Origin of the sequence: Mycobacterium sp. P7213 (assembly GCF_900604305.1) — a bacterium.
GTDB lineage: Bacteria > Actinomycetota > Actinomycetes > Mycobacteriales > Mycobacteriaceae > Mycobacterium.
Window position 1 is genome coordinate 20780 of record NZ_UWOA01000042.1, and the last position, 25617, is coordinate 46396.

Below are 25617 nucleotides of genomic sequence, written 5' to 3' on the forward strand. Positions count from 1 at the left end.
GAGGAGACCCGATCGTGACGAAGGTCAAGCAGTTTCTGTGCGCTACGGCCGTGGCCAGCCTGGTTGCTGGAACGGGAGCCGCGACAGCAGGGACACCGCCGGGTCTGTCCTCGGTGACCGCCGAATGGCTGCTGGCCGCCGAGAATGTGCTGCTGCTCGGCACCGACGGAACCCGAATCGACAAGATCCTGGAGTACGCCTTCAACGACGACAGCGGCTTCAAGATGCTGGCGGACCGGGGCATTACCGCCATCACCAGCCTGACCGGCCACCAGACGCTGTCCACGCCGTCATGGTCGACCATCCTCACCGGGGTGTGGGACGACAAGCATGGGATCGTCAGCAACATCTACCGTCCGGAGCCGTACACAACCTGGCCGTCGGTGTTCAACCTGATCGAGTACAACAAGCCGGAAATCGAGACCACGGTCATCTCCGGCCGGGGCCTGTTCACCGAGATGGCTTCCACGGGCAACTACCCCGCTGACAACATCATCGGCATTTCCGGGGGCTCCACGTCGGCCGAGATGGACGCGCTGACAGCCGACGAGACCATCTCCCGGATTCTCGCGACCACCACCAATCCGGACATCTCGAACTTCATGTTCGCCTACCAGTCCCAGGTCGACCATGCCGGACACTCCTACGGCGCCGAGTCGGACGAGTACACGCAGGCCGTCATCAACGTCGGCGCCAACCTCAAACTGATCCTGGAGGCAGTCGCTCAGGCGGAGGCGGCCACCGGCGACAAGTGGACCATCATCCTGACCACCGACCACGGCCACCAGGCGAATCCGGAGCTGCCCGGCTTCAGCCTCGGGCACGGACTCCAGTCACCCAACGAGACCACCAGTTTCATCATGTTCTCGCTGGCCGGGAACGAGGACCAGGCCGGTGCCCAGAACTTGGCCTACCAGACCGTCGACATCGTGCCCACGATTCTGCAGGCCTTCGGCATCCCCATGCGGTCGGACTTCGACGGCACCCCCATGCAGCTCGACCCGGAATTGCTGAACAGCACCGTCTTCCCCGATGACCTGAGGGCGGCGCTGCAGGCCGCAATCGACACCTACGGCTATCCCGACATCGGCACCCACCTCATGCTGGGCCTTCGTGCGCTGGCCGGCGGTGCCGGCTACTTCCTCCGGGACTGGGCCTTCCCCCCGGTCAACAACTTCCTGCAGTCAATCATCGACCAGGACATCTTCCTGATCAGCGGGCTGGCCCAGGGCGCCCAGTGGGTGTTCAACACCGTCGGCGGGCTGGTGATCGACGTGGCCAACGAGTTAGGCCGCGCTGTCGCATACCTGACCGGAGCAGGTGTCATTGCGCCGAACGACGCCCCGCTGCCCCTTCCCGGCGCCGCCGAGTTCACCGGATCGCTGGAAACCTTGCTGGCCGACCCTGCGTTCAGCGCCCCCGACCTGGACGGCTCCGAGCTTCCCCTGCTGCTGGACGTGGACGCCCTGCTGAACTGATACAACTCGTCTGACACCCGCCCCGTCGGGTGAGATAACCCACTGGCCTCCTCAGTAACACCCTGCGCAAATGAGTAATTTCGGGCAGAAAGCTGAGTTTTCGCTTGGGTAACTGTTAGTCTTGCGCCCAATTGGCTCGCACAACTCGACGGGGGAGTCCGACCGTGACAACACTCAAAAAGTTCCTCAGTGGTGTGGCCGTCGCCGGCCTGGTCGCCGGCACAGGCTCCGTCGTCGGGACGCCGGCGGGGCTGTCCGCAACGACAGCCGACTGGCTGCTTGCCGCCCAGCATGTGCTGCTGATCGGCACTGACGGCACCAACCTCTCCAAGATCCTGGAGTACGCCTACAACGAGGACAGCGGCTTCAAGACCGCGATGGACCAGGGCATCACCGGTGCCGCGACCGAGGTCAACCACACCACGATCTCCGGTCCGTCGTGGTCGACGGTCCTCACCGGGGTGTGGGACGACAAGCACGGTGTGATCAACAACGTGTTCGAGCCCGAACCGTATGACAAGTGGCCGACGGTGTTCAACCTGCTCGAGTACCACAACCCGGACATCGAGACCACGGTGATCGCCGACTGGGACTACATCAACGACATGGCCGCCGCGGGCGGCTATGGGGCCGACAACAACTTGTTCGTCCCGTTCCAGAACAGCTGGGCCGACACCGACGCAGAGGTTACGTCGCAGACCATCGCCCAGATCCTGGCGACCACGACCAACCCGAACATCGACAACTTCATCTTCTCCTACCAGGTGCAGGCGGACGAGGCCGGACACTCCTACGGCGGCGGGTCGGCCGAGTACGCCCAGGCCGTCATCAACGTCGGCGCCAACATCCAGCAGATCTTGGATGCGGTCGCCTACGCCAGGGGCGAGACCGGCGATGACTGGTCGATCATCATCACCACCGACCACGGCCACCAGATGTCGCTGGGCTTCGGCCATGGCTTCCAGTCGCCGAATGAGACCACCCAGTTCGTCATCTTCGACCAGGCCGGCGACAACGCCACCGACGGCAGCCAGAACCTGAACTACTCGATCGCCGACATCACCCCGACCATCCTGCAGCTCTTCGGCGTCCCGCTGCGGTCGGACTTCGACGGCTCCCCGATGTTCACCGACCCCAGCATCGTCAACAGCATCGTCTCGCCGGTCGACCTCAAGCAGTCGCTTACCGACGCAATCGCGATGTATGGCTACCCGAACATCGGCAACGACCTCGCCCTGGGCCTCCGTACCGTCGTCGCCACCATCCCGTACCTGCTCAACGGTGTGGTCGCCGACATCGACAAGTTCCTGCAGGGAATCGTCGACCAGGACATCTTCCTGATCAGCGGACTGGCCCAAGCCGCCCAGCAGGTCAACGACTTCTTCGGTGGTCTGTCAGTGGATGCGCTGCAACTGATGGCCCGCGGCGTTGCCTACCTGACCGGCGCGGGAGTCATTCAGCCGACCGACGCGCCGTTGCCGCCCCCGGGAGGCTCCGAGGCCACCATCATCGAGTCCTTGTTGGCCGACCACAGCTTGTCGGCTCCCGACCTCAGCGACTCCGGCCTGTCGGGACTGCTCGACGCGCTGGTGGGCTGATAACCCTTCGCGCACCGATGCCGCATGGTCAATGACCTTGCGGCATCGGTGTTTCGGTCGAGAGCCATACCAGATGCGCCGCTTCGCCTGTGCTGCGATAACGTCGCTGCAACTGCCTCACCCCGCGGGGCCAGGCACCCTTCTCGATCCCCACTGACCGAAGGAGCGGCGACGCCGTGAAGACACCCATCTGCGAGCAGTACGGCATCGACTTCCCGCTTTTCGCCTTCAGCCACTGCCGCGACGTGGTTGCCGCGGTGACCAACGCCGGCGGCTTCGGTGTGCTCGGCGGCGCCGCCTACACCCCTGAGCAGTTGGATCAGGAACTGACCTGGATCGACGAGCAGGTCAAGGGAAAGCCCTACGGCATCGACATCATCGTGCCCGCCAAATTCGAAGGCAAGGGCGAGAACCTGTCCGGCCGCCAACTGTCCGACCGGATCCCCGATGAGTTCAAGGCGTTCATCGCCGACCTGCTGGCCCAGCATGACATCGAGCCCGATGAGAAGCCCCGGTTGGGATCCGCCATGCTCGCCGGTAGCAACGGCGAACAACTGCTCGAAGTCGCTGTCGCCCACCCCATCCGCATGATGGCCAACGCCCTGGGCGTGCCACCGGACTACATGATCAAGTCCGGCAAGGACAACGGGATCCCGGTCGCCGCGCTCGTCGGCGCCAAAGAGCACGCCCTCAAGCAGGTCGCGCAGGGCGTGGATCTGATCGTCGCTCAGGGCACCGAGGCGGGCGGCCACTGCGGCGAAGTATCCACGCTGGTCGTGGTTCCCGAAGTCATCGAGGCCATCGACAACGCGGTGCCCGTGCTTGCCGCCGGTGGGATCGTCACCGGTCGGCAGATGGCGGCCTGCGTCGCCTTGGGTGCCGCCGGCGCGTGGACAGGCTCGGTATGGCTCACCACTGAGGAGGCCGAAACCGCCCCGCACACCGTGCAGAAGATGCTCGCGGCCACCTCGCGCGACACCATTCGCTCCACCGGACGTACCGGCAAGCCCGCGCGCCAACTGATCTCCGATTGGACTGACGCGTGGCGGCCCAACGACAAGGGCCACCCAACCCTGCCACTTCCACTGCAGTCGATGATCGCCGAACCCACACTGCGTCGCATCGACAAGTTGGCCGCTACCGGACACGCTGGGGCACAAGCCCTGTCCACCTACTTCGTCGGCCAGGGTGTCGGGCTGATGAACAAGGTGAAGCCCGCGCGCGACGTGGTGTTCGAGTTCGTCGAGGACTACATCGCCGCCGCCGAACGACTCGGCGGCTCGGTCAGCGACTGACCGCTACGGAGTCTGCGGCTCCCGCCACATCTTCCACAGCGTCGGCCCGCCGTTGGGGACATTGATCTCGCCGATCACCCGGAAGCCGAAACGCTCGTAGTACGGCACGTTTTCGTGCTTGCTGGACTCCAGGTAGGCCGGGCAGAGTTCGGCATCGCAGCGATCCAGCCGCGGCTGCATGACGGCCTGTCCGAAGCCGCGGCCCCGCACGGACGGGTCACTGCCGATCACCGCCAGGTACCAGTGCGGTTCCTCGGGGTGGTTGGCATCCAACAGGTCGGTCAGCGCGCGGCCTTGCGTGAGTCGGAAGCCCAAGGACCGGAACAACGACGGCACCATGCGCAGCTGCGACCAGATCGACTGCTTCCAGCGATTCGGCGGGTCCCACAGCGCAGCCGCCCCGACGACTGCGCCGTCGTCGGCCACCTCGACGCCGCCGCCCGCCAGATGATGAACCCGCGTGGAGGTGCCGAAGAAGGTCGTCAACTGGTCGGTGCGGGCTTCGTCGTCGGGAAGCAGCCACATGGAGACCGGGTCGTCGTAGAACGCGCGCCCCAACGCCTGCGCCAGCGAGGGGATGTCCGATTTCAACGCGGGCCGCGAGTCGATTGCCATGGAGCTAGATTAATGCGTCGCATTCGGGCGGTGCGCAGAGCAAGATCAGCGGCTATGAGCACGCTGCTGTGGGACCAGCACACCTGCCTGCCGTTGCAGGACAACGCCGAGGTGGCCCCGCTGACCCGCTACCAGCACTCCGTCGGCGTGCTGCTGTCGGTGAACGCGGGCTACGCCCCGCAGCGCTTGGCCGACACCTTGGCCCTGCTGCGGCACTTTCGCCGCGCCATCGACACCCACCCGAATCTCACGGTGGCGGCCACCGTCAGCGACGTCGACGCGATCACCGCTGCCGGCGGCATCGCGGTGGTGTTCGACCTGGAGGATTCCAACCCGCTCGACGACGATCTGACCAACCTGGCCGTGTTGGCCGAGCACGGCGTCCGCACCCTGTTGCCCACCTACAACCACGCCAACCGCGCCGGCAGCGGCTGTCTGGACGCCGTGGACTCCGGTCTGACCGCGTGGGGCCGCGCGATCGTCGCCGAGATGAACGCCGTGGGCATGGTCCCCGACGGCTCGCACTGCAGCGCCCGCACCGGCCTGGATATGTGCGCGGTTTCGACCTGCCCGGTCGTCTACAGCCATTCGTGTATGCGCTCACTGTGGGATCACCCCCGCAACATCACCGACGATCAGGCCAGGGCGTGCGCGGCCACCGGTGGCGTCGTCGGCATCACCGCGGTGGGAATCTTCTTGGGCCCCAACACTCCAACGCTCGACGCGGTAGCGCACCATCTGGAGTACGCGGTCGAGCTGGTGGGCATCGAGCACGTTGGTGTGAGCACCGACTACTCCTTCGACCACGCCGATTTCAATGCCGAGCTGCTGGCCAACCCGCAGCTGTTCGACGAGAGCTACACCCGCTGGGGTCCGATCCAGTGGATGCCGCCGGAGACCTGGCTGGGGCTGCGCGGGCACCTGTTGGACCGCGGCTGGACAGTCGGCGACATCGATGCCGTGCTCGGCGGAAACTTCCACCGGGTAGCACGCGAGACCTGGCGGACCTAGGTTTTCTTGGCCCCGCGGGCGAATTCGTTTATCGTGCTGACGAATTCACTGGGTTTCTCGACTAGGGGGCTGTGGCCTGATCCGGCGATGACGACCGGTTGCAGTCCGGCCTGACGATAGCGGTCGATGTTCTGGACGGTCGGAGTCAGCACATCACTGTCACCCCAGACCACCAGCACCGGCTTGCCCAGACCCGCCAGCCGGTCGGCCACCGCTCGCTGTTCGTTGATACGACCCGCGGTCTTGGCGTCACACAATGCGTTGTGGGTCATCCGTTTCAACGAACGGTAGGCCAACGCGGGAACCGGGAAGTCGGCGGCGAAGCCGGTCTGCAGCGAGCTCTTGTCGACGGCATCGACGCTGCGCAACTTATCGACCGCGGCTCCGAGCACCGGCCAGCACACCGCGTTGCCCAGCGCGGGCATCGCGGTCATCCCCAGCGCCGCGGGCGTGTCGGAGACGATCACCCGGTCCACCAGCTCCGGTGCGCTCTCGGCCAGCGCAGTGGCCACCGTCCCACCCATCGAATGCCCGACCAGCACGGCGTGCCGCACCCCCAGGGCATCGAGCGCCTGGCGCACGGCGGTCGCCTGGCCTTCGGCGCTGTAGGGGGCGGCGTCGCTCGGGGCCTCTGACCCGCCATGGCCGACCAGATCGATCGCGACCACCCGCGATGTGTTTGCCAGCGCGGGCGCCACCGCCTCCCACCACTGGATCGACGCCGAATAGCCGTGCAGCAGCACGATGGCGCGGTCCCCACCCGGGCCGTACTCGCGGACGTTGAGATCCGGTCCGGGCAGCTCCAGCACCCGCCCCTGCGCGAACGGCTCGGCAGCCCGCGCGATGCGGTCGGTGACCATGGCGTTGACCAGCACTGCGACAAGGACGAGCGTGATGACCAAAGCGGCAAGGCGTTTACCCACCCGATGACGCTATCTCGGGCCTAACCTGGACCGAGACCGAATCCACAGGAGGTAGCAATGAGCGACCACGACATTCGGATGATCGTCTTATCCACCGACGACCTGGACGAGTCGATCAAGTTCTACAGCGAGACCCTGGGCATGCCACTGAAGTTTCGCGACGGCGCACACTTCGCCGCGCTTGACGGCGGGTCGGTGACGCTGGCATTGGCGACCGCGGTGGACCACCCCATCCACGGGCAGGTGGTGGTCGGCATCAAGACCGACGACGTAGACGGTGCGGCGAAAGCGATCGAGGCCAGTGGCGGCGGAATCGTCAAGGGCCCCTACGACGATGCGCACGAGCGCCGGGCGGTGGTCTACGACAACAAGGGCAATGGGCTGGTGTTCTATAAGCCGTTGGGGCGGTAGGGGGGCGCCATTCAGGGACCCCAGGTCGTAGTCGGGGTCTACCATCCGCAATGTGACCATGACACCACCTCCTTGGCCCACACCTCCTCCCGTTCCGACGCCTCGGCGATCCACTGCGGTGGTACTCGCGGCGCTGGCTGCCTTGCTATCAGTCGCGGCATTGATCGTGGCGATCATTTCGCTAACCCGATCAGCAGACGCGTCAGCGCCGCATTACACGGCCGCGCAGCAAGCCGACGCCAAGAAGCGTCTCTGCGACAGTTACAGGCTTGCGGCTCATGCGGAACACATCGAGACGAACACGCCTGACAACGTTGCGCTCGGGAGGCTATCCGCAACGAACGGCGCCCTCATCCTGGAGACGGCCGCGGCGGACCCCGCCCTAGACCCTAAGTATCGCGATGCAGCTCGCGCGCTCGCCCTCACCTACCAAACGCTCGTGGCGGTTGCTACCGGCAAAGAAGGCGGCGACCCGGAACTCGAAGCGGTGGTTTCCGAGACCAACGCCAACGCTCGCGCGATGCAGGAGCTCTGCGGCGATTAACCGCCTTCGGTAGGAGATCGACGCAGGCTGAAGCTACCCCGATACGCCGGTCTCAGCCCATGGTTGGAGCGTGCGATCACGCCGGTCAGAGTCGGGCATCGCGACGCCAAACCGCTGAGGCGACAGCTTGAGATTCCCCACTGGCCTGATGGCGCGGGTTCCAATCAGGATGTAAACGCGAAATCGCGTTGAGGGCTACCATCCGCAATGTGACCATGCCCTCGCCCTCCTGGCCAGCATCACCAACTGGTCAGCCGCGCCAGCGGTCTGCCCTAGTGTACGCGGCCCTTGGCGCATTGTTGGGTATTGCCTCGATGATCCTGGCAATCGTGGCGCTCACTCGAGTCCCGGCCGGCCCGACCTATTCGACGGCCCAAAAGACGGCCGCCAAGGCCGACTTATGTGGTCAGCTCAAACCGGCCATGGACGCTGTCCATATCGAGACCAACGGACCCGACGCAGGCTTTGGACGTATCGCCTTGGTGAACGGTGCCCTTATCGTCGAAAGCGCGGCATCCAACCCCGCATTGGAATCTACCTATCGCGATGCGGCGAACGCGGTGGTGCAGTCGTACGAAAGCTTGGTTGTTGAGTCGTCCAGCGGTAGAGCGGGTGACTCACGATTCGATTCAGCCGTAGACGCCGTAAACGCCAAAGAACGCGCATTGAAGGAACTATGCGGTGACTGATCTGCCGACTGACCTACCGCCAGGCAAATGGTCGTCCTACTTGGTAGGTGCGTGGTGGCCCGCAGCGCCGGCTGATCCGCATAGCGGTATCCAGTACTGGTCAGACCAATCGAGCGCTAAAGAGCACGAGGCTGTAGAACTCCGGGCATTCACAGACGGCGTAAGCGCGAGAAACAGCGGACAAACGACAGAAGACGAGCTGATTCGGCTACGAATCGGCTACAACCGTCTAGCGAACGCCGCAGAGCACTGTCGAAGCAAGAGCACCGCTAGTCGCAGTGTCGCCAACGCCGGTGATGAACTCCGCCGAAAATTGACCAACATCGCCGACCGGTATAACCCCAAGATTGACGAACTCGTAGCGAAGAACACGCCTGAGTCGATGGCCGAAGCGATTGGCCTGATCGCAACTGCCAACACTGAAGCCAGCGAAGACAGTTCAGAAGCAATCGGTAAGATCGTCGCGGCGACTCAGCAGATGTTCAACGAATTGGGCATTGCGGGTGACGCACAAAAGTGGCTGCAAGACAACGGCGCAAAGTTCAGCCCACCCCCGTCACAACCACCCACCGGTGAAGAGCTGAGCAGGAAGGCCGCCGGCACCGATCAGCTTCCATTCCCGTACGGCAACGGCTATGCGGAGAATCACCCAGGCCCCAAGAGCGTCGACGAACTTCTTCTTCCGGCCGGTCCCGCCAACAGCGGCGCAGGTGGCAACAACATTGGAGGGACGGGCGGCAGCAACAGTGGCAGCGGCAGCAACGGCATCACTACCGGCACCAGCGGCATCACCACAGACAGCAACGGCGGCACCCCAGGCGGCAAGAGCAGCGGCATCACCACAGGCACCAGCGGCATCACCACAGGCAGCAACGGCGGCAACAGCGGCAACAGCAGCGGCATCACCACAGGCACCAGCGGCATCACCACAGGCGGCAACGACAGCGGCACCTTCGGCCCTCAAGGAGGGCAAGCCGGCGCCTCTAACTTCGGCGCCCCCGGCGGCATACCCGGCATGGGTGGAGGTGGCGGCGTCCCCTCACCCATGACCTCCGGAATGTCAGGCCTGGGCAGCCCCGGCGGCGGTGGAATGCCACCCGGCCTTTCTGGCGGCGGCCCCACCCAGGCACTAGCCGCGAGCATGCCGGGCGGCGGCCCTGCGGGACCGGGCGGGCCGCCACCGCCTATACCGCCGGGTGGAGCCGGCACCGGAGGATTCGGTCAGCCGTCGCAGATTCCGCCCTCACCGTCGGTGACGCCGATGGCGGGCGGTGCGCTCGGCAATATGGCCCAGTTGGCCAGCCCCAACACCGAGATCGCCCCGCCCGCTGTCACGGGTGGCGCGACACCGGCAGCACCCGCGGCACCGCCCGTGACAGCGAGCCCGGCCTCCGTGTCGTCGGGGCCGATCAGCGCCGGTCCGGTGGCCCCGTCGGGCCCCTTGCCCGGCTACGGGACGGATTTGCGCCCGGCCGCTGCCGCCGTCCCGGCCGCACCCACGGCACCCGCAGGTCCTGCGGGCCCGACTCCCCCGCCCGGTGGCACCACCACGCCGACGTCCGGGGGGCCAACCGTGGCCTCCACCGGCGATCGTCCGGCACCGGGCAAACCCACACCCGGCGCCGCCAATCAGTCCGGCGCATCGGTGGCCGGCAGCATGGGCGCCGGGAGCACGGCCGGAGCCGGAGCCGGTACGGCCGCCCGGCGCCTGGCCGAACACCAGGATCTGCAGCGCAAAGTCGACGCGGTGGCCCGCCAGGCGCCGGACCTGGCCTGGGCGGCCGGGCTTCGCGACGACGAGACCACCACCGTGCTGGCCACCGATTTGGCCGGCGGCTGGATTCCGCCCACTGTCAAACTCCCGCCCGGGCTGACGTTGCTGGACCCGGCCCACCGTCGCCGCGATACCAGCGCGGTCGATCTGCTGGGTGCGGTGATCGCCGCCGCCGCCCATCAACCGAACACCTATGTCACCGAGGCCGGTCCGAACGATCCGATTCCCGGCAGCGGGGAGCGCGCCCGCTATGGGCAGCACGTCGACGAACTCGGTCCCACGCTCATCGACATCACCGGCACCAACGACCGCCTACCGCGGATCGTGCAGACCGTGGCACGCGCCGTGGCCCGCAGATCCGGTGTCGCCGACAACGAAATCGAGCTGTTCCGGCAGGTAGTCACCGCGACACAGGCGCGCGTACTGTCGGCATATCCGCAGCATGCTCCGCGGGATGTCGCCGACTGGATGCTGTTGGCGGCCATCGACGCCCTGATCGATGGAAGCGAAGAGCTCGCCCGCTACCACCTGGCCTGGTATCTGGCAGTGGCCGTACGGCATGGAGGTGTTAGGCCATGACAGACGACTTCGTGAAGCATTACGGTGCGGACTTCTTGCACATCGCGCTCTCACAGCCCCCGACGGCAATCCCTCCGGGACCGGTCCATCCGGGCGGATCCTCCCCGGTCGACGCCACGATGGCCGCCTTCGGCGCCGCAACCAACTTGAACCTGGTCGAGGAGAACACCGAACTCGCCAACGATCACCGGGACCGCACCGGCCACGCCGCCGATGCCGTGCGCAAGTTCGCCGAGCACGAGGCGGACGCGGTATCGAAGTTCCAGAACGTCGCCTCGCAGGGCGACGCCCTGATGGCGCAGCAATCACCGCAGGAAGCCATGGGCGGGGCGATGCAGGGCGTCAACGGCGCGATGCAGGGCATCACCAGTGCACTCAGCGGGGCCCTCGGCGCGGTGACCAAGCTGCCCCAGGGCTTGATGCAAGCCGGCCAGGGCGCGTTGTCACCACTGATGAGCGCCGCGTCGTCGCTGGGCAAGGCCGGCCTCGGCGGCACCACGCTGGCCTCAGACATCAGTCCCGACCCCGGCTTGGGCGGTGGAGATTTCGGCTCCGGCGGAAGCGGCGGAGGACTGGGTGTGGGCACCACGCCGGCCAGCAACCTCGGTCCGCCCCCGGTTCCAGGGACCTCAACGCCGACAACGCCCGCTAGCTCCCTGGCCAATACCGGTGCGGCCGGCCCCGCTGGCGGTGCGCCCACCGCGGGTGGGGGCGGCGGCGGGATGATGCCGATGATGCCCGGCGGGGCTGGCGCCGGCGGCAAGGGCGGCAAAGACGACAAGACCGACGCGAAGCGGATCGCCGCTCCGGGCGTGGCCAACGGCCAGCCCGTCAAGGGTCGCACGACGGCCCCGCCCAATGTGCCGGTGACCAAGTCCGTCGCAAAAGATGCCGGGCACCCTGGCATCACGCCGCTGAAACGCATTGTGGACACGAACGACTCGTCGAAGTGACAGACCCTTCGCCGCGCTGATCGAAGCGGCGACTATGCGCCGCCGTTGTGGCGCACCCGGCCGAATTATTGGTCCACTTCGCGTCGCGAAAGATGAACCCGGACCAGCAGATAGACGCCTCCGAGTAGGCAAGACACCATGCGCAGCGCAGCCAGCCAGACCTTTCCACCCGCCGAAGACAGCTCGATCATGAGGAGAGGAACACAGAGCACCGCAAAAACGAGGAGTGCTACGCCGAACGCTCTTACCCGGCGGGGGTTTTTATCCAGTAACGGCAACGTCCCTGCCGTCACTAACAATGGCAGCAGTACTTGGAACAAATCACGGAACAAATTGATCACCTAGCACTCGAAGGATGTCTAGCTCGACACCAAAGGAAGCCGTCCGCATTACGTTGATCCGCCCAAGCACCGGATAATGTCGCCGATATTCAGCACACCGTCTCCCAGCGCCCCTGCAGCAGCGACGATCGCGATCGGCGGAGCCTCAGCAAGCGGTACCGCGCCGGCGACCCCCAAACCATCCAATCCGAGCGCGAAAAGGCTTCTAGCTGCGTCGTCAACGCTACATTGGCCCGCCTGCGCCGCTTGCAGCACGCGGATCGCCTGCTCCTGCTGACCCTTCGCGTAGCCCGCTCCTAACGTGTCGGACAATGCCTGCGTCCACTCCGCTGGAGTCCGGTTTGGAACATGGCTGTTAACCCATTGGGTCCCTGCTTCTGCGACTTCGGGGGGAACCCAATACGGCCCAAATTTCACCGGTGGAACCTGAGGGGACTCACCCGACGGTCTGCCGCCGAGTTCAGGCGGCAATTCCGAAAGCGGATGCCCGGTAGGGGGTTGCGGCATCGGCGGATCAGACGGGTCTGGCTTGAGCGGAGGTGTCTGCGGATTTCCAATACCGTGCCTAAAGCCGACCATTTGCGCCGACTCGTTCGCGCGGTCCGGGCCTGTTGACCCCTTCGGCCCACTCGACGCCAGATCGTCACGAGCCCGGTATCGCTCGGTCAGCGCCTGCACCTGCGCACTCCGCTGCTGACTGTCCGCTGCGGCATCGGAGATGACTTGGTGGACTTCCCGAGTCTTGCCCACGAGAAAGGTCTGGAACTGACGGGCCCCGGCCGGGGTGTCCAAGCCTGGCCAACTGGCGGCGGCCTGGTGGATCGCGGCCTCGATCGCATCCAAACGCTGCCGCGCCTGCACGTTGTGCTGGTGGGCTCCGCGCAGGATCCCCTCAAAAGACCGGTCGAGCTCAACCGCCATCGCCAACCGTTGCACCAACTGCTCTTCGCGTGCCCGGGCGGCCTCAGCGAACGCCCCCAACTGCTCCGGCATAGCTCAAAAGCTACGCCCGACGGCGTCATCGCGTGTTCCCAAGTGACTGGTTCCCGCTGGCCAAGGCCAGTAATGTCGTCGCGGTGCGCTTTGTCGCCGCAGGGGGCGGCGCAGCATCACCGAGCGTGCGCCGTTAGGGGTAACAGAGCATGCCGCTGAGTCTGTCGAACCGGGACCAGAACTCCGGTCACCTGTTCTACAACCGACGACTGCGCGCCGCCACCACTAAATTCTCGGTGCGCATGAAGCACGACGACCGCAAGCAGACCGCCGCGATCGTGCTCTCGGTCGTGCTGATCTTCATCGGCATGGGCTGGATGCTGTTGCTGAATGTGCTGCGTCCGGCCGGGATCGTGCGGACATCGTCGATCGTCGGCGACCGCGACTCCGGTGCGATCTATGCGCGCATCGACGGGCGACTGTACCCGGCGCTGAACATCACCTCGGCTCGACTGGCGGTCGGCAACGCGCAAGTGCCCACTTGGGTCAAGCCCGCGGAGATCGCCAAGTACCCCACCGGCCCGATGATTGGCATCCCGGGTGCCCCGACCTCATTGGTCGCCAACACCGGCGCCCCCTCGGCCTGGGCGGTCTGCGACACCGCGGGCTCCCCGCGCCGCGCCGAGCCCCCCGTGGTGACCTCGATCGCGGGCCCGTTGAGCACGGCCGGCCGTGCCGCGCCGCTGGCCCCGGGCGCGGCCGTATTGACCCGCTTCCAGGGCGCCACCTACGTCATCTGGGGCGGCAAACGGTCCCAGGTGGATCCCGCCGACCGGGCGGTCACCCTGAGCCTCGGCATCGATCCGGGCATCACCGCTCCGGTGGAGATGTCGCGGGCACTGTTCGACGCGCTGCCCAGCACGGAGCCGCTGCGGGCCCCGGTGATCCCCCTGGCCGGCACGCCGTCGCAGTGGGTGCCCGGCTCCCAGGTCGGGGCGGTGCTGGAGACCCGGACGGCCGGCGGCGGCTCCCAGTTCTATGTACTGGTGCCCGACGGGGTCCAGAAGATCACCAGTTTCGTGGCCGACCTGATCCGCAGCGCGAACTCATTCGGGTCCGTGGCGCCGCTGGTGGTCAGCCCGGACAAGCTGGTCAACATCCCGGAAGTCAGCACGCTGCCCGTGGAGTACTACCCCAACAGCAAGCTCACGTTCGTCGACACCACCGCCGACCCGACCACGTGCGTGGGCTGGGAGAAGGCACCCGGCGACCGGCAGGCACGGATCACCCTGTACAGCGGGCGAGGCCTGCCGGTGTCGCCCGCGATGGACAACCGGATCGTCCGGTTGGTGCGCGATGACCGCAGCCCCACCTCGGTGGTGGCCAACCAGGTCTTGGTGCTGCCGGGCGCAACCAACTTCGTCACCTCGACCAGCGAACTGCTCGACTCCGATTCCCGCGAAACCCTGTTCTGGGTGTCGCCCAACGGTGTCCGGTTCGGCATCGCCGGTGAGAGCGAGACCCTGCGGGGCCTCGGACTGGATCCCGGCTCGGCACAGCAGGCGCCGTGGCCGCTGCTGCGCACCTTCGCGACCGGTCCGGAACTGTCGCGGCATGCCGCGCTGCTGGCCCGCGACACCGTGGCGTCGGCCGGCGCGGTGCAGCCGGTAGTCCCCACCAATCAGCAGGGCGTCCCAGGAGGGCACTGAGGCGATGTCAAAGCGCGCATTCGTTCCGGTCCGTCTGCAGGTCCCCGAGCCCAAGCCGGTGCGGGTCGCGCCCCGCGCGCCGGACGCCCTCCCCGAACGCGAGCCACGCAACCTGTGGGTGATGATCGGCATGCCCGCACTGATCGTCGCGCTGATCGGCACCATCGTCATGCTCTACGTGTCCGGGGTGCGCAGCCTGGGTTCGGGCATGTTCCCGATGGTGGGCATGGCCGGCCTGGGCATGCTGATGTTCTCCGGGCGATTCGGCCGGGCCCGCAAGATCAGCTGGGGTGAGCAGGAGAAGAACCGGCGCAGCTATCTGCGATCCCTCGACAGCGAGCGCGACGAGATCCAGAAAGCGGTCTGCGCCCAACGCAATTCCCAAGAGTTGGTGCACTCCAACCCGCAGGACTTGGGCGCTGTCATCGGCGGCCCGCAGATGTGGGAGCGTCGCCGCTCGGATGCGGACTTCCTCGATGTGCGGGTGGGCGTCGGCGTGCAGCACGCCCCGGACTCGGTGTTGTCGGTGCAGTGGCCGGAGATCCCGATCGACGAGGAGCTGGAGCCGGTCACCGGCCAGGCGTTGCGCGACTTCATTCTCGAACAACGCAAGATCCGCGACATCGCGAAAGTGGTCAACCTGCGCGCCCGCCCGGGCTTCAGCTTCGTTGGCGAGGACCTGGACGGGGTCCGCTCGTTGCTGCGTTCGGTGCTGAGTGGGTTGGCGGTGTTTCACAATCCGCTGGACGTCAAGTTGATGGTGGTGACCCGGCACCCCGAGCTGTGGTCGTGGATGGTCTGGCTTCCGCACAACCAGCACGACGAGCTGTTCGATGCCTGCGGGTGGCGGCGCCTGGTGTTCACCAGCCCGACCGAACTCGAGGCGACGCTCGGCGCCGACCTGCACATGAAAGGCAAGCGCGGCGCCTGGCGGCCGCCGTCGACGCCCAGTCCCACCACCATGGGCTCGGCGCTGGAGACCGGCACGGACGGGCACGATCTTGGTCCGCACTGGGTGATCGTCGATGACAACACCGGCAGCCCCGAGGCCTGGGAGAGCGTCGTCGGGCGCGTCGGCAAGGAGGGCATCACGGTGCTGCGGGTCGCCTCCCGGCTCGGCAATGGTGTCGGGTTCGCCCGCGATGAGATCTTCGAGGTCACCGGTAATCCGCCGCGTCCTATGCTGCGCTCCGGCGGCAAGTTCTTCGCCCACGCCGACCAACTGTCGGTGCCGCGCGCCTACCGCTACGCGCGGGCGATGGCGCGCTGGTCCCCGACAGCCAGTGTCGACGTCGCCGACGCGGGCAGCGGCGCCCTGGAACTGTTGCGCGCGCTGGGCATCGAGGACGCGCGCGAGCTGAACGTCGACCGGCTGTGGGCCGAGCGGCGCAGTCGCGGCGACGAACGCTGGGCGGAGATCCCGGTCGGCGCCAAACCCAACGGCGAACTGCAGAACGTTGTACTGCGCGCAAAAGACTTCGGCGGCTTCGGTTTCCACTCGGTGGTGATCGGCACCAGCGGCTCGGGCAAATCGGAGTTCTTCCTTTCCCTGGTGTACGGCATCGCGCTGACCCACTCGCCGGAAACCTTCAACGTGATCTTCGTGGACATGAAGTTCGAGTCCGCGGCCCAGGACATCCTCGGCATCCCGCACGTGTCGGCGGCCCTGTCCAACCTCGGTAAGGACGAGCGGCACCTCGCCGAACGGATGCGCCGGGCCATCGACGGTGAGATCGCCCGGCGCTACCGCCTGTTCAACTCCGTCGGTGCGCGCGACGCCAACGACTACGAGGAGATCCGGCTGGCCGGCCGGGACCTGGAGCCGGTGCCGATCCTGCTGGTGGTGATCGACGAATACCTGGAGTTGTTCCAGAACCACCCCAAGTGGATCGACCTGATCATCCACATCGGTCAAGAAGGCCGCGGCGCCAACGTCTTCTTCATGCTCGGCGGGCAACGACTGGACCTGTCGTCGCTGCAAAAGGTCAAGTCCAACATCGCCTTCCGGGTGGCTCTGCGCGCCGAGTCCGGTGACGACAGCCGCGAGGTAATCGGCTCGGACGCCGCCTATCACCTGCCCTCGAAAGAGAACGGCTTCGGGCTGTTGAAGGTCGGCCCGCGCGACCTGGACCCGTTCCGCTGCTTTTACCTGTCGGCGCCGTTCGTCGTCCCCAAGCGCAAGACGTCGACGGGCAAGACGCTCGACATGACCTTGACCAAACCGCGGCTCTACACCTGGCAGTACCAGCCGCTGGACGAGGCGGACGCGCAAGCGCTGCAGGATATGTCGACCACCGATGCCGAGCCCGACGAATTCCTTTTGCACGCCGACGGGTTCAAGAAGAAGAAGATCGTCGATGTGCTGCGCGAGTCCCTGATTGCCGCCGACCGCAAGGCACCGCACCTGCCGTGGCTGCCCCCGTTGGAGATCTCCGAGTCGGTCGATCAGCTGGTGGCCCGCTACCGGGGCAAGCCGTGGAACGTCGACTACGGCCGCAACCCGGGACTGGTGTGGCCGCTGGCCGTCAAAGACATCCCCGAGGATGCCCAGCAGGTGGTGCACTGCGTCGACGTGTTGCGCAGCAACGTGATGGTGGTCGGCGCCAAGAGCCGCGGCAAGACGACGACGCTGATGACGCTGATGTGTTCGGCGGCGCTGATGTACACCCCGGCGCGGTTGACGTTCTTCTGTGTCGGCGGCGCCACGCTGGGCTACGCCGAGACGCTGCCGCATGTGGCCGACATCGTCTCACCGGCCGACCGCGAGGGCGTGGAGCGCACCGTTGCCACCATGGCCGCGCTGATCAGCGCCCGCCAAGACACCTTCCGCCGCGACAAGATCGACATCAACGAATTCCGGGAGCGGCGCTTCGGGTCCGGTGGCGACAGCCTCGCGGGCACCGATCCAGGCGATCCCTACGGCGACGTGTTCCTGGTCATCGATGACTTCTCCGACCTCTACGCCGCCGACACCATGCTCGGCGACCGGATCATCGCGCTCAGCGGTGTCGGTCCCGAGTCCGGGGTGCACCTGATGACCAGCGCTTCCGGCTGGATCCACGGCCAGCGTCAGACGTTGCTGCAGAACTCCGACGTACGCATCCAGTTGCGGCTGCAGAACCCGGGCGAGAACGAGATGGGCACGGCGTCACTGGACGCCCGCGATGCCGCCAAGCGCACCGTGAACCGGCCCGGTTTCGGTCTGACCGAGTCGTTGCACGAGATGCTCATCGGGGTGCCGGAGCTGGCCACCGAAGACGGCGCCCGGATCGGGACCCGGGAACTGGGCGCGCGAGTCGCCGAGGTCGCGGGCGTGACCAAGCACGCCACGCTCAAGCGGCTGCCGCCCGCGGTGGCGCTGTCGGAGCTCCTGGCCTACGACGTCGCCCAGCGGCCACCCGCCCGGACCGCTCCGTCGATCGCGTTCATGATCGGCGAGCAGCACGATCTGCTGCCGGTGCCGCTGATGCTGTCCGAACATCCCGGGATGATGATTCTGGGGCGGGCCCTATGCGGCAAGAGCGCCACCCTGGCCGCGATCGGCGAAGCGGTGATGGCGCGGTTCAGCCCGCAGGAAGCCCAGATCACCATCGTCGACCCCAAGACCGGACCGCTGCGTGACCTGCAGGGCGCCGGCTACGTCAATGCCTACGCCTACGACCAGGACGAGATCGACGAGGTGCTGACCACGCTGGCGCAGCAGGTGCTGCTGCCCCGGCTGCCCGCCAAGGGCCTGAGCCAGGAGGAGCTGCGCGCCCTCAAGCCGTGGGAGGGGCCGCGCCATTTCGTGCTGGTCGACGACGTGCAGGATCTGCGTCCGGCGCAGATCCATCCGGCCAAGCCCCCGGTGGGCGCGGCGTTGTGGAAGCTGATGGAGCGGGGCCGCCAGATCGGGCTGCACGTGTTCGCCACCAGGAACTCCTCCAACTTCGGCCAGCTGGAGATGGACCCCTGGGTCAAGACGCAGCGCGCCGCCAAGGTGCCCACTTTGTTCATGGACAACGACCCGCAGAACAAGGTCAATCGGATGGTGCGCGCACAGGCGTTGCCCGCGGGCCGGGGATTACTGGTCAACGATTCCGAAGTGGAAGGTGTGCTGGTCGGAGTGCCCTCGTCGATGATCCACGATTTCGAGCAGCAGTAACCGGTATTTACATCGTGAAGTGACGGGGACCGAATATCGGTTTACGATCGACTCCGACTTGCCAACGTCGGCACATCAGCGATGAGGCATGGGGAGGAAATTATGTTCTCTGTAGAACCGGAAGCGGTCTTGGCGTCATCGGGCGTCGAAGCCGCGATCACCGCCGAGACAGAGGCGGCCGCCTCCGCGGCCAGCCCGGCCCTGCTGGGCGTTCTGCCGATGGGTAACGACCCCGATTCCATCGCGTTCCAGGCCGCCCTGCTGGCATCGGGAACTCAATACCTGGGCATCGTCGCCGAGCATTCGGCGCAGCGCGGGCTGTTCTCCGGTGCGCAGGCCACCGCCTCGGGTGTCTACGGCGCCACCGAAGCGCTGCGAGCCGCCACCGTCGCACTCGGCGGCTAATCAGTGGCCGACCCGGGGTGGGCCGCCCGCACACCGGAGACCAACGACATGTTGATCAAATCCGGCGCGGGCGTTGCGACCATGCTGACCAATGGGGCGGCATGGACATCTCTGGGCGTGGCCCACCACGCGTCGGGAATCGCCTCGGCAGTCAACACCGCATTGACCTCGATCGGTTGGATCGGCGCCGGATCGGAGGGGTCGGTTCTCAACGCGACCCTGCTGAACGTGGCGTTGCACGGGCTGGCGGGCTGGGTGGATGTCAAGGCGCCGATCGTCGCGGCCGCGGTCGAGGCCTACCAATTGGCCTACGGCAGCATGCGCACCACTGCGGAGTGCGAGGAGAACCGGATCGAGACGGCCACCGACTACGGGATCAACCCGTCGGTACTGGGGGCCTTGACGCCGCGCATCACCTCGCTCGAATTCGAGTACTTCGGCCTGTTCTGGCCCAACAACGCCGCGGTAGGCGCCTCCTATGGGGCCGTGCTGACCGCGCTCATCTCCAGCCTGTCGGTCCCGGCACCGGTGGCCGGGATGGGCGCTTCACCCGCGGCTCCGGCGGCGGCGGCCAGCGCGGTCGGCGAAGCGGCATCGCAGGCCGCGGCCGGCGGTGCCATGCGCGCCGCCTACACCGGTACCTCGACGGCAAGCAATGCCGCCGGCCAGGGTGCCAACGCCGCCCAGGGCATGGGCTCGCAGATGAGTTCGATGCTGGGACCGGTTCAGCAGATCGGCTCGACGCTCATGCAAGCGCCGCAGTCGCTGATGCAGATGCCCCAATCGATGATGAGCCCGATGCAGTCTCTGACGGGCATGTTCATGAATCCGAGCATGCTGGGCGGCGCTCTGAATCCGGCCGGGGCCGGCGGGATGCCGGCCACGGCGATGCTGGCCAATGCGACGTCCACACCCGGTGCGGGCGGCTTTGGGGGCGGCGGGGCGGGCGCGCCGATGTCGGCGTTCACCCGACCGGTGAGCGCATTCGAGTCCGGCGGCGGCCGTCCGGTGGGGTTGCGGCCCAGTGGCGCGCTGGGTTCCGTCGAGTCGCAGCGGGTGACCACCACCAGCGCCGGCGGCATGGGCGGCATGCCGATGGCCCACGGCGCCGGAGCGGGCGGAAAAGGCCAAGGCGACCGGACCAATGACCGGACCAACACCGTGCGAGTTGTCGACGACCGGGTTTGACCTGGGCGTTTGCTGAATACAGGGTGAATCGACACATCCGAGAGGAGCAAATACACTACCGCCAGCTACATCCCGCCGAACCCGGGGGGGTTGTTCTACAACCGAGGAGGAACCGATGGCAGCAATTGTCGTCACGCCCGAACTGATGCGGAACACCGCGTCGAAGTTGGCTCAGCACATCGAACACGCGCAGGCGATCGCCAACCAATACCTGGCCGACCACGAGAACATCCTGGGGGCTGGCACGTGGGACGGTGGCGGCTCCAAGGCCTCGTATGCCACCGCCGCGCAGATCCACGAAGACGTCCAGAAAGTCCTCACCGGCGGCCACCGCCTGACCGAGGGCCTCAACCAGGCCGCTGCCCTGATGGAGTCGCACGAGTCCCACTCCGAGCACGCCTTCCACTCGCTCTTCGGCGGACAGTCCGCCTAACCCCCCACCCCCGTACTCGAAAGGACATCGATCCCCATGGCAGACAGTGGCGGTATCACCTACAACCCCGGGCCCGTCTCCGATCACGCCCACAGCGTGGTCACCAGCGCCGGCACCCTCGACCAGATCCACCAGGACTCCCACCAGCTCACCCAGATGCTGACCGAGTACTTCGCCGGCCACGGTGCCACCGGCTTCTTCGAAGCCCAGGCCCAGATGCTGTCCGGCCTGCAGGGCCTGATCGAGACCATCGGACAGCACGGCTCCACCATCGGCTCCGTGCTGGAAGGCGCCATTTCGACCGACCAGACGATCCAGTCCCTTTTCTGATCGCCCCCGATCGTCACCGAGGTGGGGTATCTGCGCGGACGGCGCAGATACCCCACTTCGTGTGTCAGGCCGACCACCGCAACCACTGAGACGAGGGTGACGTGCTGACTACGACGCTCGACGGGCTGTGGGTGCTGCAGGCCGTCACCGGCATCGAAACGCTCTGCCCGGAACTGGGGCTTCGTCCCCTGCTGCCCCGCCTGGACACCGCCGAACGGGCGCTGCGGCACCCGATCGCCGAGGAACTCACCGCGATCGGGGTGCTCGATGAGCAGGGCGAAGTGGACTCGATGGTCCGGGAATGGCTGACGGTGATCCTGCGGCGCGACATCGCGCTGATGCTCAACCTGCAATTCCCCGGGCGGCCCTCCGGCGACCCCCAGCACCTGACCCGCGTCTCGATCAGCCGGTTCGCCTCCTGGTGGGTGGTGCTCGAACGCCATGACCAAGAGGTGCGGCTCTACCCCGCCGGCAGCGCCACCGATCAGGCGGCCGCGAGCGATCTGCTGGTCGGCCAGATCGAGCGGTTGTGTGGCATCACCGAGGCTGCCCAACTGCGACCGGTCACCCTGGACACCAAGGAGCTGCTGGAGCGGGTCCGCGACCAGGACAGTCTGCGCCGCTACCTGGCCGCACAACGACTCGACATCGACCAGCAGCAGATCGTGGCGCTGGCTGCCGACCCACAGCAGTCCGGGCAGGCCAGCATCGTCGCGATCCAGCCCGGCGCCGGACCCGAGGAGCTGGCGCGGATGGCGATCGCGGACACCGCGGTGCTGATCTCAGACACTCCGTCGGGCCGCGTCTGCGTGGAGAACATCGACAACGGCGGCCGCCGCTACCAGATCGTCTCCCCCGGCACGCGTGGCGACGTCGCCAACGCGATCCTGCGGCTCATCGCTCGACTCCCGGCCGGCGCGGACTGGCATTCACACCGGCGGGTTGTGTGACAGTGAATTCACATCTTCACCATTACCGTGCATTACTGTCCACCGTGAGAAACATTGCAAACGTGGAATCAGCAGCCGTGTTAACATCACGCACGTGACGAGCCCATGGAATAGCCAGAATATGCCTGACGAAGGCTCATCCGGGCGGTGGGATCCGGCATCCAGCCACCGCTACCGGGATTCCGTATCGGACTCCATGCGCATTTCCGACCTGGCGACACCACGCAAGATTCCGCCCGGCTCGGGCTGGCGCAAACTGATCTATGTGGTATCAGCGAAAGTTATTAATCCCGGCGAATCTCCGCGCGAACGTCATTACCGTGATTTGCGTAATCGAATTCGCCGGCACATCCGGCGTCAGTACGTGATCACGTTGGTGTCCGGAAAAGGCGGCAACGGTGTGACGACGATGACCGCCGCCATCGGCAGCGTGTTCCGGGAATGCCGACCGGAAAATGTGATCGCGATTGACGCCGTTCCGGGCTTCGGAACACTGTCCGATCGCATCGACGAACACCCGCCCGGCGACTACTCGGCCGTTCTGAGCGACACCGACGTGCAGGGCTATTCCGACATCCGCGAACACCTCGGGCAAAACGCCGTCGGCCTCGACGTCCTGGCCGGCAACCGGACATCGGACCAGCTGCGCCCGCTCGTTCCGGCCATGTTCAGCGGAGTGTTGTCGCGGCTGCGGCGAACGCACAACGTGATCCTGGTGGACACCGCGGCAGACCTGGAGCACCCGGTCATGAAACCGGTGCTGGAGAACACCGACACGCTGGTCTTCGTCTCCGGGATCACCGCAGACCAGTCCCGCCCGGTGCTACGGGCGGTGGACTACCTGGCCTCGCAGGGCTACCACGAGCTGGTGTCGCGGTCCACGGTGATCCTCAACCACTCCGCCCCGGGCGAGGACAGTGCCGCGGTGGCCTATCTGACCGAACGGTTCAGCAAAACCGGCGCCACCGTGGAGGTAATGCCGCATGACGCCCACCTGGCAAAGGGCGGAATCATCGACGTCCACAACGAGGTAAAGAAGAAGACCCGGCTGCGGTTATTCGAAATAACCGCAGGTCTGGCCGACAAGTTCGTGCCCGACACCGAAAGGTAAGCGCGGTGACTTCTCCGACACCAGCTAAAGTCGCGTTTCCGGCACGCTGTGCGGTGAGTCTCGCATACGACAAACACCTCGTGTCGCAGGTCTTCCCGGCCGGTATTCCGGTGGAGGAATTCTTCGAGGGAATGGTCGAGCTGCTCGACGAGGATCTGCGGCACCACGGTTTCGACGGGGTGGCCCTGCCTCCGGGCAGCTACGAACTGCACAAAGTCAACGGCGTCCGGCTCGACATCACTCGAAGCCTCGACGACTTGGGCGTACAAGACGGCGACACCCTGGTTCTGGTCCCGGCGGTAGGCGGCGACTCCTTCGAACCGCAGTACGAATCGCTGTCGAGCGCGCTGGCCGCGACGGCCCGCCGACTGGGCGCCCAACCCGAGATCAAGTGCCAGGAGTGTGGGCACCGAGCCGACGAGCAGACCGTGACACGCCTGCTCAACTCCCGAGTCGATCGGATGTTCGCGCCGGTCACCGCGATGACCGCCGCGCACACCGCGATCGGGCTGATGGCGATGGCGGTGGTCGTGCTGTCGACGCTGGCGGTTCGCGCCCGGATGTTCAGCGACAGTTGGCCGCCCGCGACGGTCCTGGCCGGCCTCGGCGCACTGCTGGCCCTGGGAGCCACGGTGATCCGGCGGAACTGGCCGGCACGCGATGACCTGTTCAGCGGATTCGGCTGGCTGGCCGTGCTCGCGCTGTCCTGCGCCGCACTGTGCGCGGCACCCGGTGCGCTGGGCGCCCCCCACCTGCTGATCGGGGTGACGGTCCTGGCGTTGGGCGCGATCGGTCTGAGCGTGCTGCTGCGTTCGCAGACCGCGGTGGCCACCGCGATCGTGACCGCCGCGGGGATCGGCGGGGCGGTGGCGGCAGCGCGGATGTGGCATCCGGTATCGCCGCAGGTGATCGGCATCTGCATGTTGTTGGGCCTGTTGATCCTGTTGCGCATGTCGCCGACGATCGCGCTGTGGGTGGCGCGGGTGCGGCCACCGTACTTCGGTTCGATCACCGGGCGCGACCTGTTCGCCCGCCGCGCCAATATGCCGATCGACACGGTCTCTCCAGTCGGCCCGGAGGACGGTGACGACGACGAGGACGATCTGGTCGACATCTCCGCGCGCGGTGCCGCGATCGCGGCCTCGGCCCGGTTGATCAACGCCGTGCAGGTCGGGATGTGCCTCGCGATCGCCACGGCGCTGCCGATCGCGGTCTGGATGGTGCTGGATCCGGGCGGGGCCCACCCGCGTGGCGCGCTGGCGCTGTGCGGTCTGGTGGCCGGCCTGTTCATCACCCAGGGCCGCGGCTTCGCCGGCCGCGTCCAAGCGATCGCCCTGGTGGGCGGGGCGTGCGCGGCCGTGCTCGCCGGAATAGTCAAGTACGCACTGGCCAACCCGGGTGACACCGCCGGCGGGTTCTTGTGGCCATCCGCCGCGATCGCGGTCTTCGCCGGACTCGGGGTGGCCGCCGGCCTGCTGGTGCCCGAGACCAAGTTCGTGCCCTGGATCCGGCTGGCCGTCGAATGGCTCGAAGTACTGGCGTTCATTGTGGTGGGGGTGCTTGGCGCTTGGCTGGGAGGACTGTTCGTGTGGGTGCGCAACTGAGCCGCGTGCACGCCCGCACAGCGGCGGTCGCCGCGGTGATGCTGTTGGTGAGTATGTCCAGCGGCCCGCCGATGGCGCAGGCCATCGAGCCGCCGTCCGTCGATCCGGCCCTGGTGCCGGCCGACGGCGTGCCCGGGCCGGACCAGCCGATGCGGCGGTCGAACTCATGCAGTGTGCCGATCACCGTCGCCAACCCCGACGTGGCGCAGCTGGCACCCGGATTCGACATGCTCGGAATCGCCGCGGCGTGGCAGTACTCCACCGGCAACGGCGTTCCGGTGGCCGTCATCGACACCGGCGTGACGCCGAATCCCCGGTTGCCGGCGGTCGCCGGCGGCGACTACATCATGGGCGGCGCCGAGGGCCTTGGCGGTTTGCAGGACTGTGATGCGCACGGCACCATCGCCGCGTCGATCATCGCCGCGGCCCCGCTCGGCGTGCTGCCGATGCCCCGCCCGATGCCGGAAGTTCCGGCGTTCCCCCCACCGGCCGGTCCCCCGCCGAGCATCGGCGAACCGCTGCCGCCGGCTGATCTTCCCGGCCCGCCGGCACCGCCGCCGATCCCGGCACCAGTGACCATCACTCAGGTGGCTCCGCCC

At 66.7% G+C, this 25617-nt stretch carries 22 protein-coding genes and 1 pseudogene; 19 read left to right on the top strand and 4 right to left on the bottom strand.

From position 1 onward, the window contains the following. Positions 1 to 14 precede the first annotated feature (14 nt). From EJK91_RS16025 to EJK91_RS16035, 3 genes are all read left to right on the top strand, one after another. Positions 15 to 1478, top strand: a complete 1464-nt coding sequence (locus EJK91_RS16025; protein WP_024440304.1) for an alkaline phosphatase family protein — start codon at positions 15 to 17, stop codon at positions 1476 to 1478. Positions 1479 to 1642: 164 nt separating this feature from the next. After that, positions 1643 to 3076, top strand: a complete 1434-nt coding sequence (locus EJK91_RS16030) for an alkaline phosphatase family protein (RefSeq protein ID WP_024440305.1) — start codon at positions 1643 to 1645, stop codon at positions 3074 to 3076. Positions 3077 to 3252: 176 nt separating this feature from the next. Continuing rightward, entirely contained in the window at positions 3253 to 4371 is a 1119-nt protein-coding gene (locus EJK91_RS16035) for a nitronate monooxygenase (protein WP_125079430.1), read from the top strand. 3 nt (positions 4372 to 4374) lie between these two features. Here the strand turns inward: EJK91_RS16035 and EJK91_RS16040 are convergent, their stop codons facing one another. Then, a complete protein-coding gene (locus EJK91_RS16040; RefSeq protein ID WP_024440307.1) occupies positions 4375 to 4986 on the bottom strand; it encodes a GNAT family N-acetyltransferase in 612 nt (203 codons plus the stop codon). 54 nt (positions 4987 to 5040) lie between these two features. Here EJK91_RS16040 and EJK91_RS16045 point away from each other — a divergent pair, with 54 nt between their 5' ends. After that, positions 5041 to 5997: a dipeptidase gene (locus EJK91_RS16045; protein ID WP_125079431.1), complete on the top strand. Its 957-nt coding sequence runs from the start codon at positions 5041 to 5043 to the stop codon at positions 5995 to 5997. Here EJK91_RS16045 and EJK91_RS16050 read toward each other — a convergent pair. Continuing rightward, the gene (locus EJK91_RS16050; protein ID WP_241178717.1) at positions 5994 to 6920 is read right to left on the bottom strand and encodes an alpha/beta fold hydrolase; all 927 of its coding nucleotides are present in this window, start codon (positions 6918 to 6920) and stop codon (positions 5994 to 5996) included. The two genes, EJK91_RS16045 and EJK91_RS16050, sit on opposite strands and share 4 nt — an antisense overlap. 57 nt (positions 6921 to 6977) lie before the next feature. Between EJK91_RS16050 and EJK91_RS16055 the strand changes: the two genes are divergently transcribed. The 5 genes from EJK91_RS16055 (at position 6978) to EJK91_RS16085 (ending at position 11870) form a co-directional block, all read left to right on the top strand. Beyond that, positions 6978 to 7331, top strand: coding sequence for a VOC family protein (locus EJK91_RS16055; protein ID WP_019737291.1), 354 nt, complete (start codon positions 6978 to 6980; stop codon positions 7329 to 7331). A 166-nt stretch (positions 7332 to 7497) separates the two neighbouring features. Continuing rightward, positions 7498 to 7875 (top strand): hypothetical protein, encoded by a 378-nt coding sequence (locus EJK91_RS16060; protein WP_241178718.1) that lies wholly within the window; start codon positions 7498 to 7500, stop codon positions 7873 to 7875. A 209-nt stretch (positions 7876 to 8084) separates the two neighbouring features. Continuing rightward, the gene (locus EJK91_RS16065) at positions 8085 to 8564 is read left to right on the top strand and encodes a hypothetical protein (RefSeq protein ID WP_125079432.1); all 480 of its coding nucleotides are present in this window, start codon (positions 8085 to 8087) and stop codon (positions 8562 to 8564) included. A gap of 382 nt (positions 8565 to 8946) precedes the next feature. Next, a complete protein-coding gene (locus EJK91_RS21825) occupies positions 8947 to 10917 on the top strand; it encodes a DUF5631 domain-containing protein (RefSeq protein WP_241178719.1) in 1971 nt (656 codons plus the stop codon). Beyond that, the gene (locus tag EJK91_RS16085) at positions 10914 to 11870 is read left to right on the top strand and encodes a hypothetical protein (RefSeq protein WP_125079434.1); all 957 of its coding nucleotides are present in this window, start codon (positions 10914 to 10916) and stop codon (positions 11868 to 11870) included. The genes EJK91_RS21825 and EJK91_RS16085 overlap by 4 nt, the downstream gene beginning before the upstream one ends. Before the next feature lie 65 nt (positions 11871 to 11935). On the opposite strand, the gene EJK91_RS16090 is transcribed toward EJK91_RS16085, so the two are convergent. Together EJK91_RS16090 and EJK91_RS16095 are read right to left on the bottom strand one after the other, a co-directional pair. Further along, positions 11936 to 12211, bottom strand: coding sequence for a hypothetical protein (locus EJK91_RS16090; RefSeq protein WP_125079435.1), 276 nt, complete (start codon positions 12209 to 12211; stop codon positions 11936 to 11938). A 48-nt stretch (positions 12212 to 12259) separates the two neighbouring features. Further along, complete coding sequence (locus EJK91_RS16095; RefSeq protein ID WP_052739914.1) at positions 12260 to 13204, bottom strand: DUF4226 domain-containing protein; 945 nt, start codon at positions 13202 to 13204, stop codon at positions 12260 to 12262. Between the two features lie 149 nt (positions 13205 to 13353). Here EJK91_RS16095 and eccB point away from each other — a divergent pair, with 149 nt between their 5' ends. The 10 genes and pseudogenes from eccB to EJK91_RS16145 all read left to right on the top strand — a co-directional run. Beyond that, on the top strand, positions 13354 to 14853 hold the full coding sequence (gene eccB, locus EJK91_RS16100; protein ID WP_125079436.1) for a type VII secretion protein EccB: 1500 nt from the start codon (positions 13354 to 13356) through the stop codon (positions 14851 to 14853). Between the two features lie 4 nt (positions 14854 to 14857). Continuing rightward, positions 14858 to 18997, top strand: a complete 4140-nt coding sequence (gene eccCa / locus EJK91_RS16105) for a type VII secretion protein EccCa (protein ID WP_164517982.1) — start codon at positions 14858 to 14860, stop codon at positions 18995 to 18997. 99 nt (positions 18998 to 19096) lie between these two features. Beyond that, on the top strand, positions 19097 to 19402 hold the full coding sequence (locus tag EJK91_RS16110; RefSeq protein ID WP_024442145.1) for a PE domain-containing protein: 306 nt from the start codon (positions 19097 to 19099) through the stop codon (positions 19400 to 19402). A 3-nt stretch (positions 19403 to 19405) separates the two neighbouring features. Next, positions 19406 to 20590, top strand: a complete 1185-nt coding sequence (locus EJK91_RS16115; protein ID WP_125079437.1) for a PPE family protein — start codon at positions 19406 to 19408, stop codon at positions 20588 to 20590. Positions 20591 to 20705: 115 nt separating this feature from the next. After that, on the top strand, positions 20706 to 21023 hold the full coding sequence (locus tag EJK91_RS16120; protein ID WP_024442143.1) for a WXG100 family type VII secretion target: 318 nt from the start codon (positions 20706 to 20708) through the stop codon (positions 21021 to 21023). Between the two features lie 36 nt (positions 21024 to 21059). Further along, on the top strand, positions 21060 to 21353 hold the full coding sequence (locus EJK91_RS16125) for a WXG100 family type VII secretion target (RefSeq protein ID WP_024442142.1): 294 nt from the start codon (positions 21060 to 21062) through the stop codon (positions 21351 to 21353). Between the two features lie 101 nt (positions 21354 to 21454). Continuing rightward, positions 21455 to 22303, top strand: coding sequence for an ESX secretion-associated protein EspG (locus tag EJK91_RS16130; protein WP_024442141.1), 849 nt, complete (start codon positions 21455 to 21457; stop codon positions 22301 to 22303). Between the two features lie 94 nt (positions 22304 to 22397). Beyond that, a complete protein-coding gene (locus EJK91_RS16135; protein ID WP_024442140.1) occupies positions 22398 to 23414 on the top strand; it encodes a MinD/ParA family ATP-binding protein in 1017 nt (338 codons plus the stop codon). A 5-nt stretch (positions 23415 to 23419) separates the two neighbouring features. Then, positions 23420 to 25018, top strand: a complete 1599-nt coding sequence (eccD, locus tag EJK91_RS16140) for a type VII secretion integral membrane protein EccD (protein WP_081654531.1) — start codon at positions 23420 to 23422, stop codon at positions 25016 to 25018. Next, a pseudogene (locus tag EJK91_RS16145) lies at positions 25003 to 25617 on the top strand (type VII secretion-associated serine protease); the annotation flags it as partial. The gene eccD and the pseudogene EJK91_RS16145, both read left to right, overlap by 16 nt.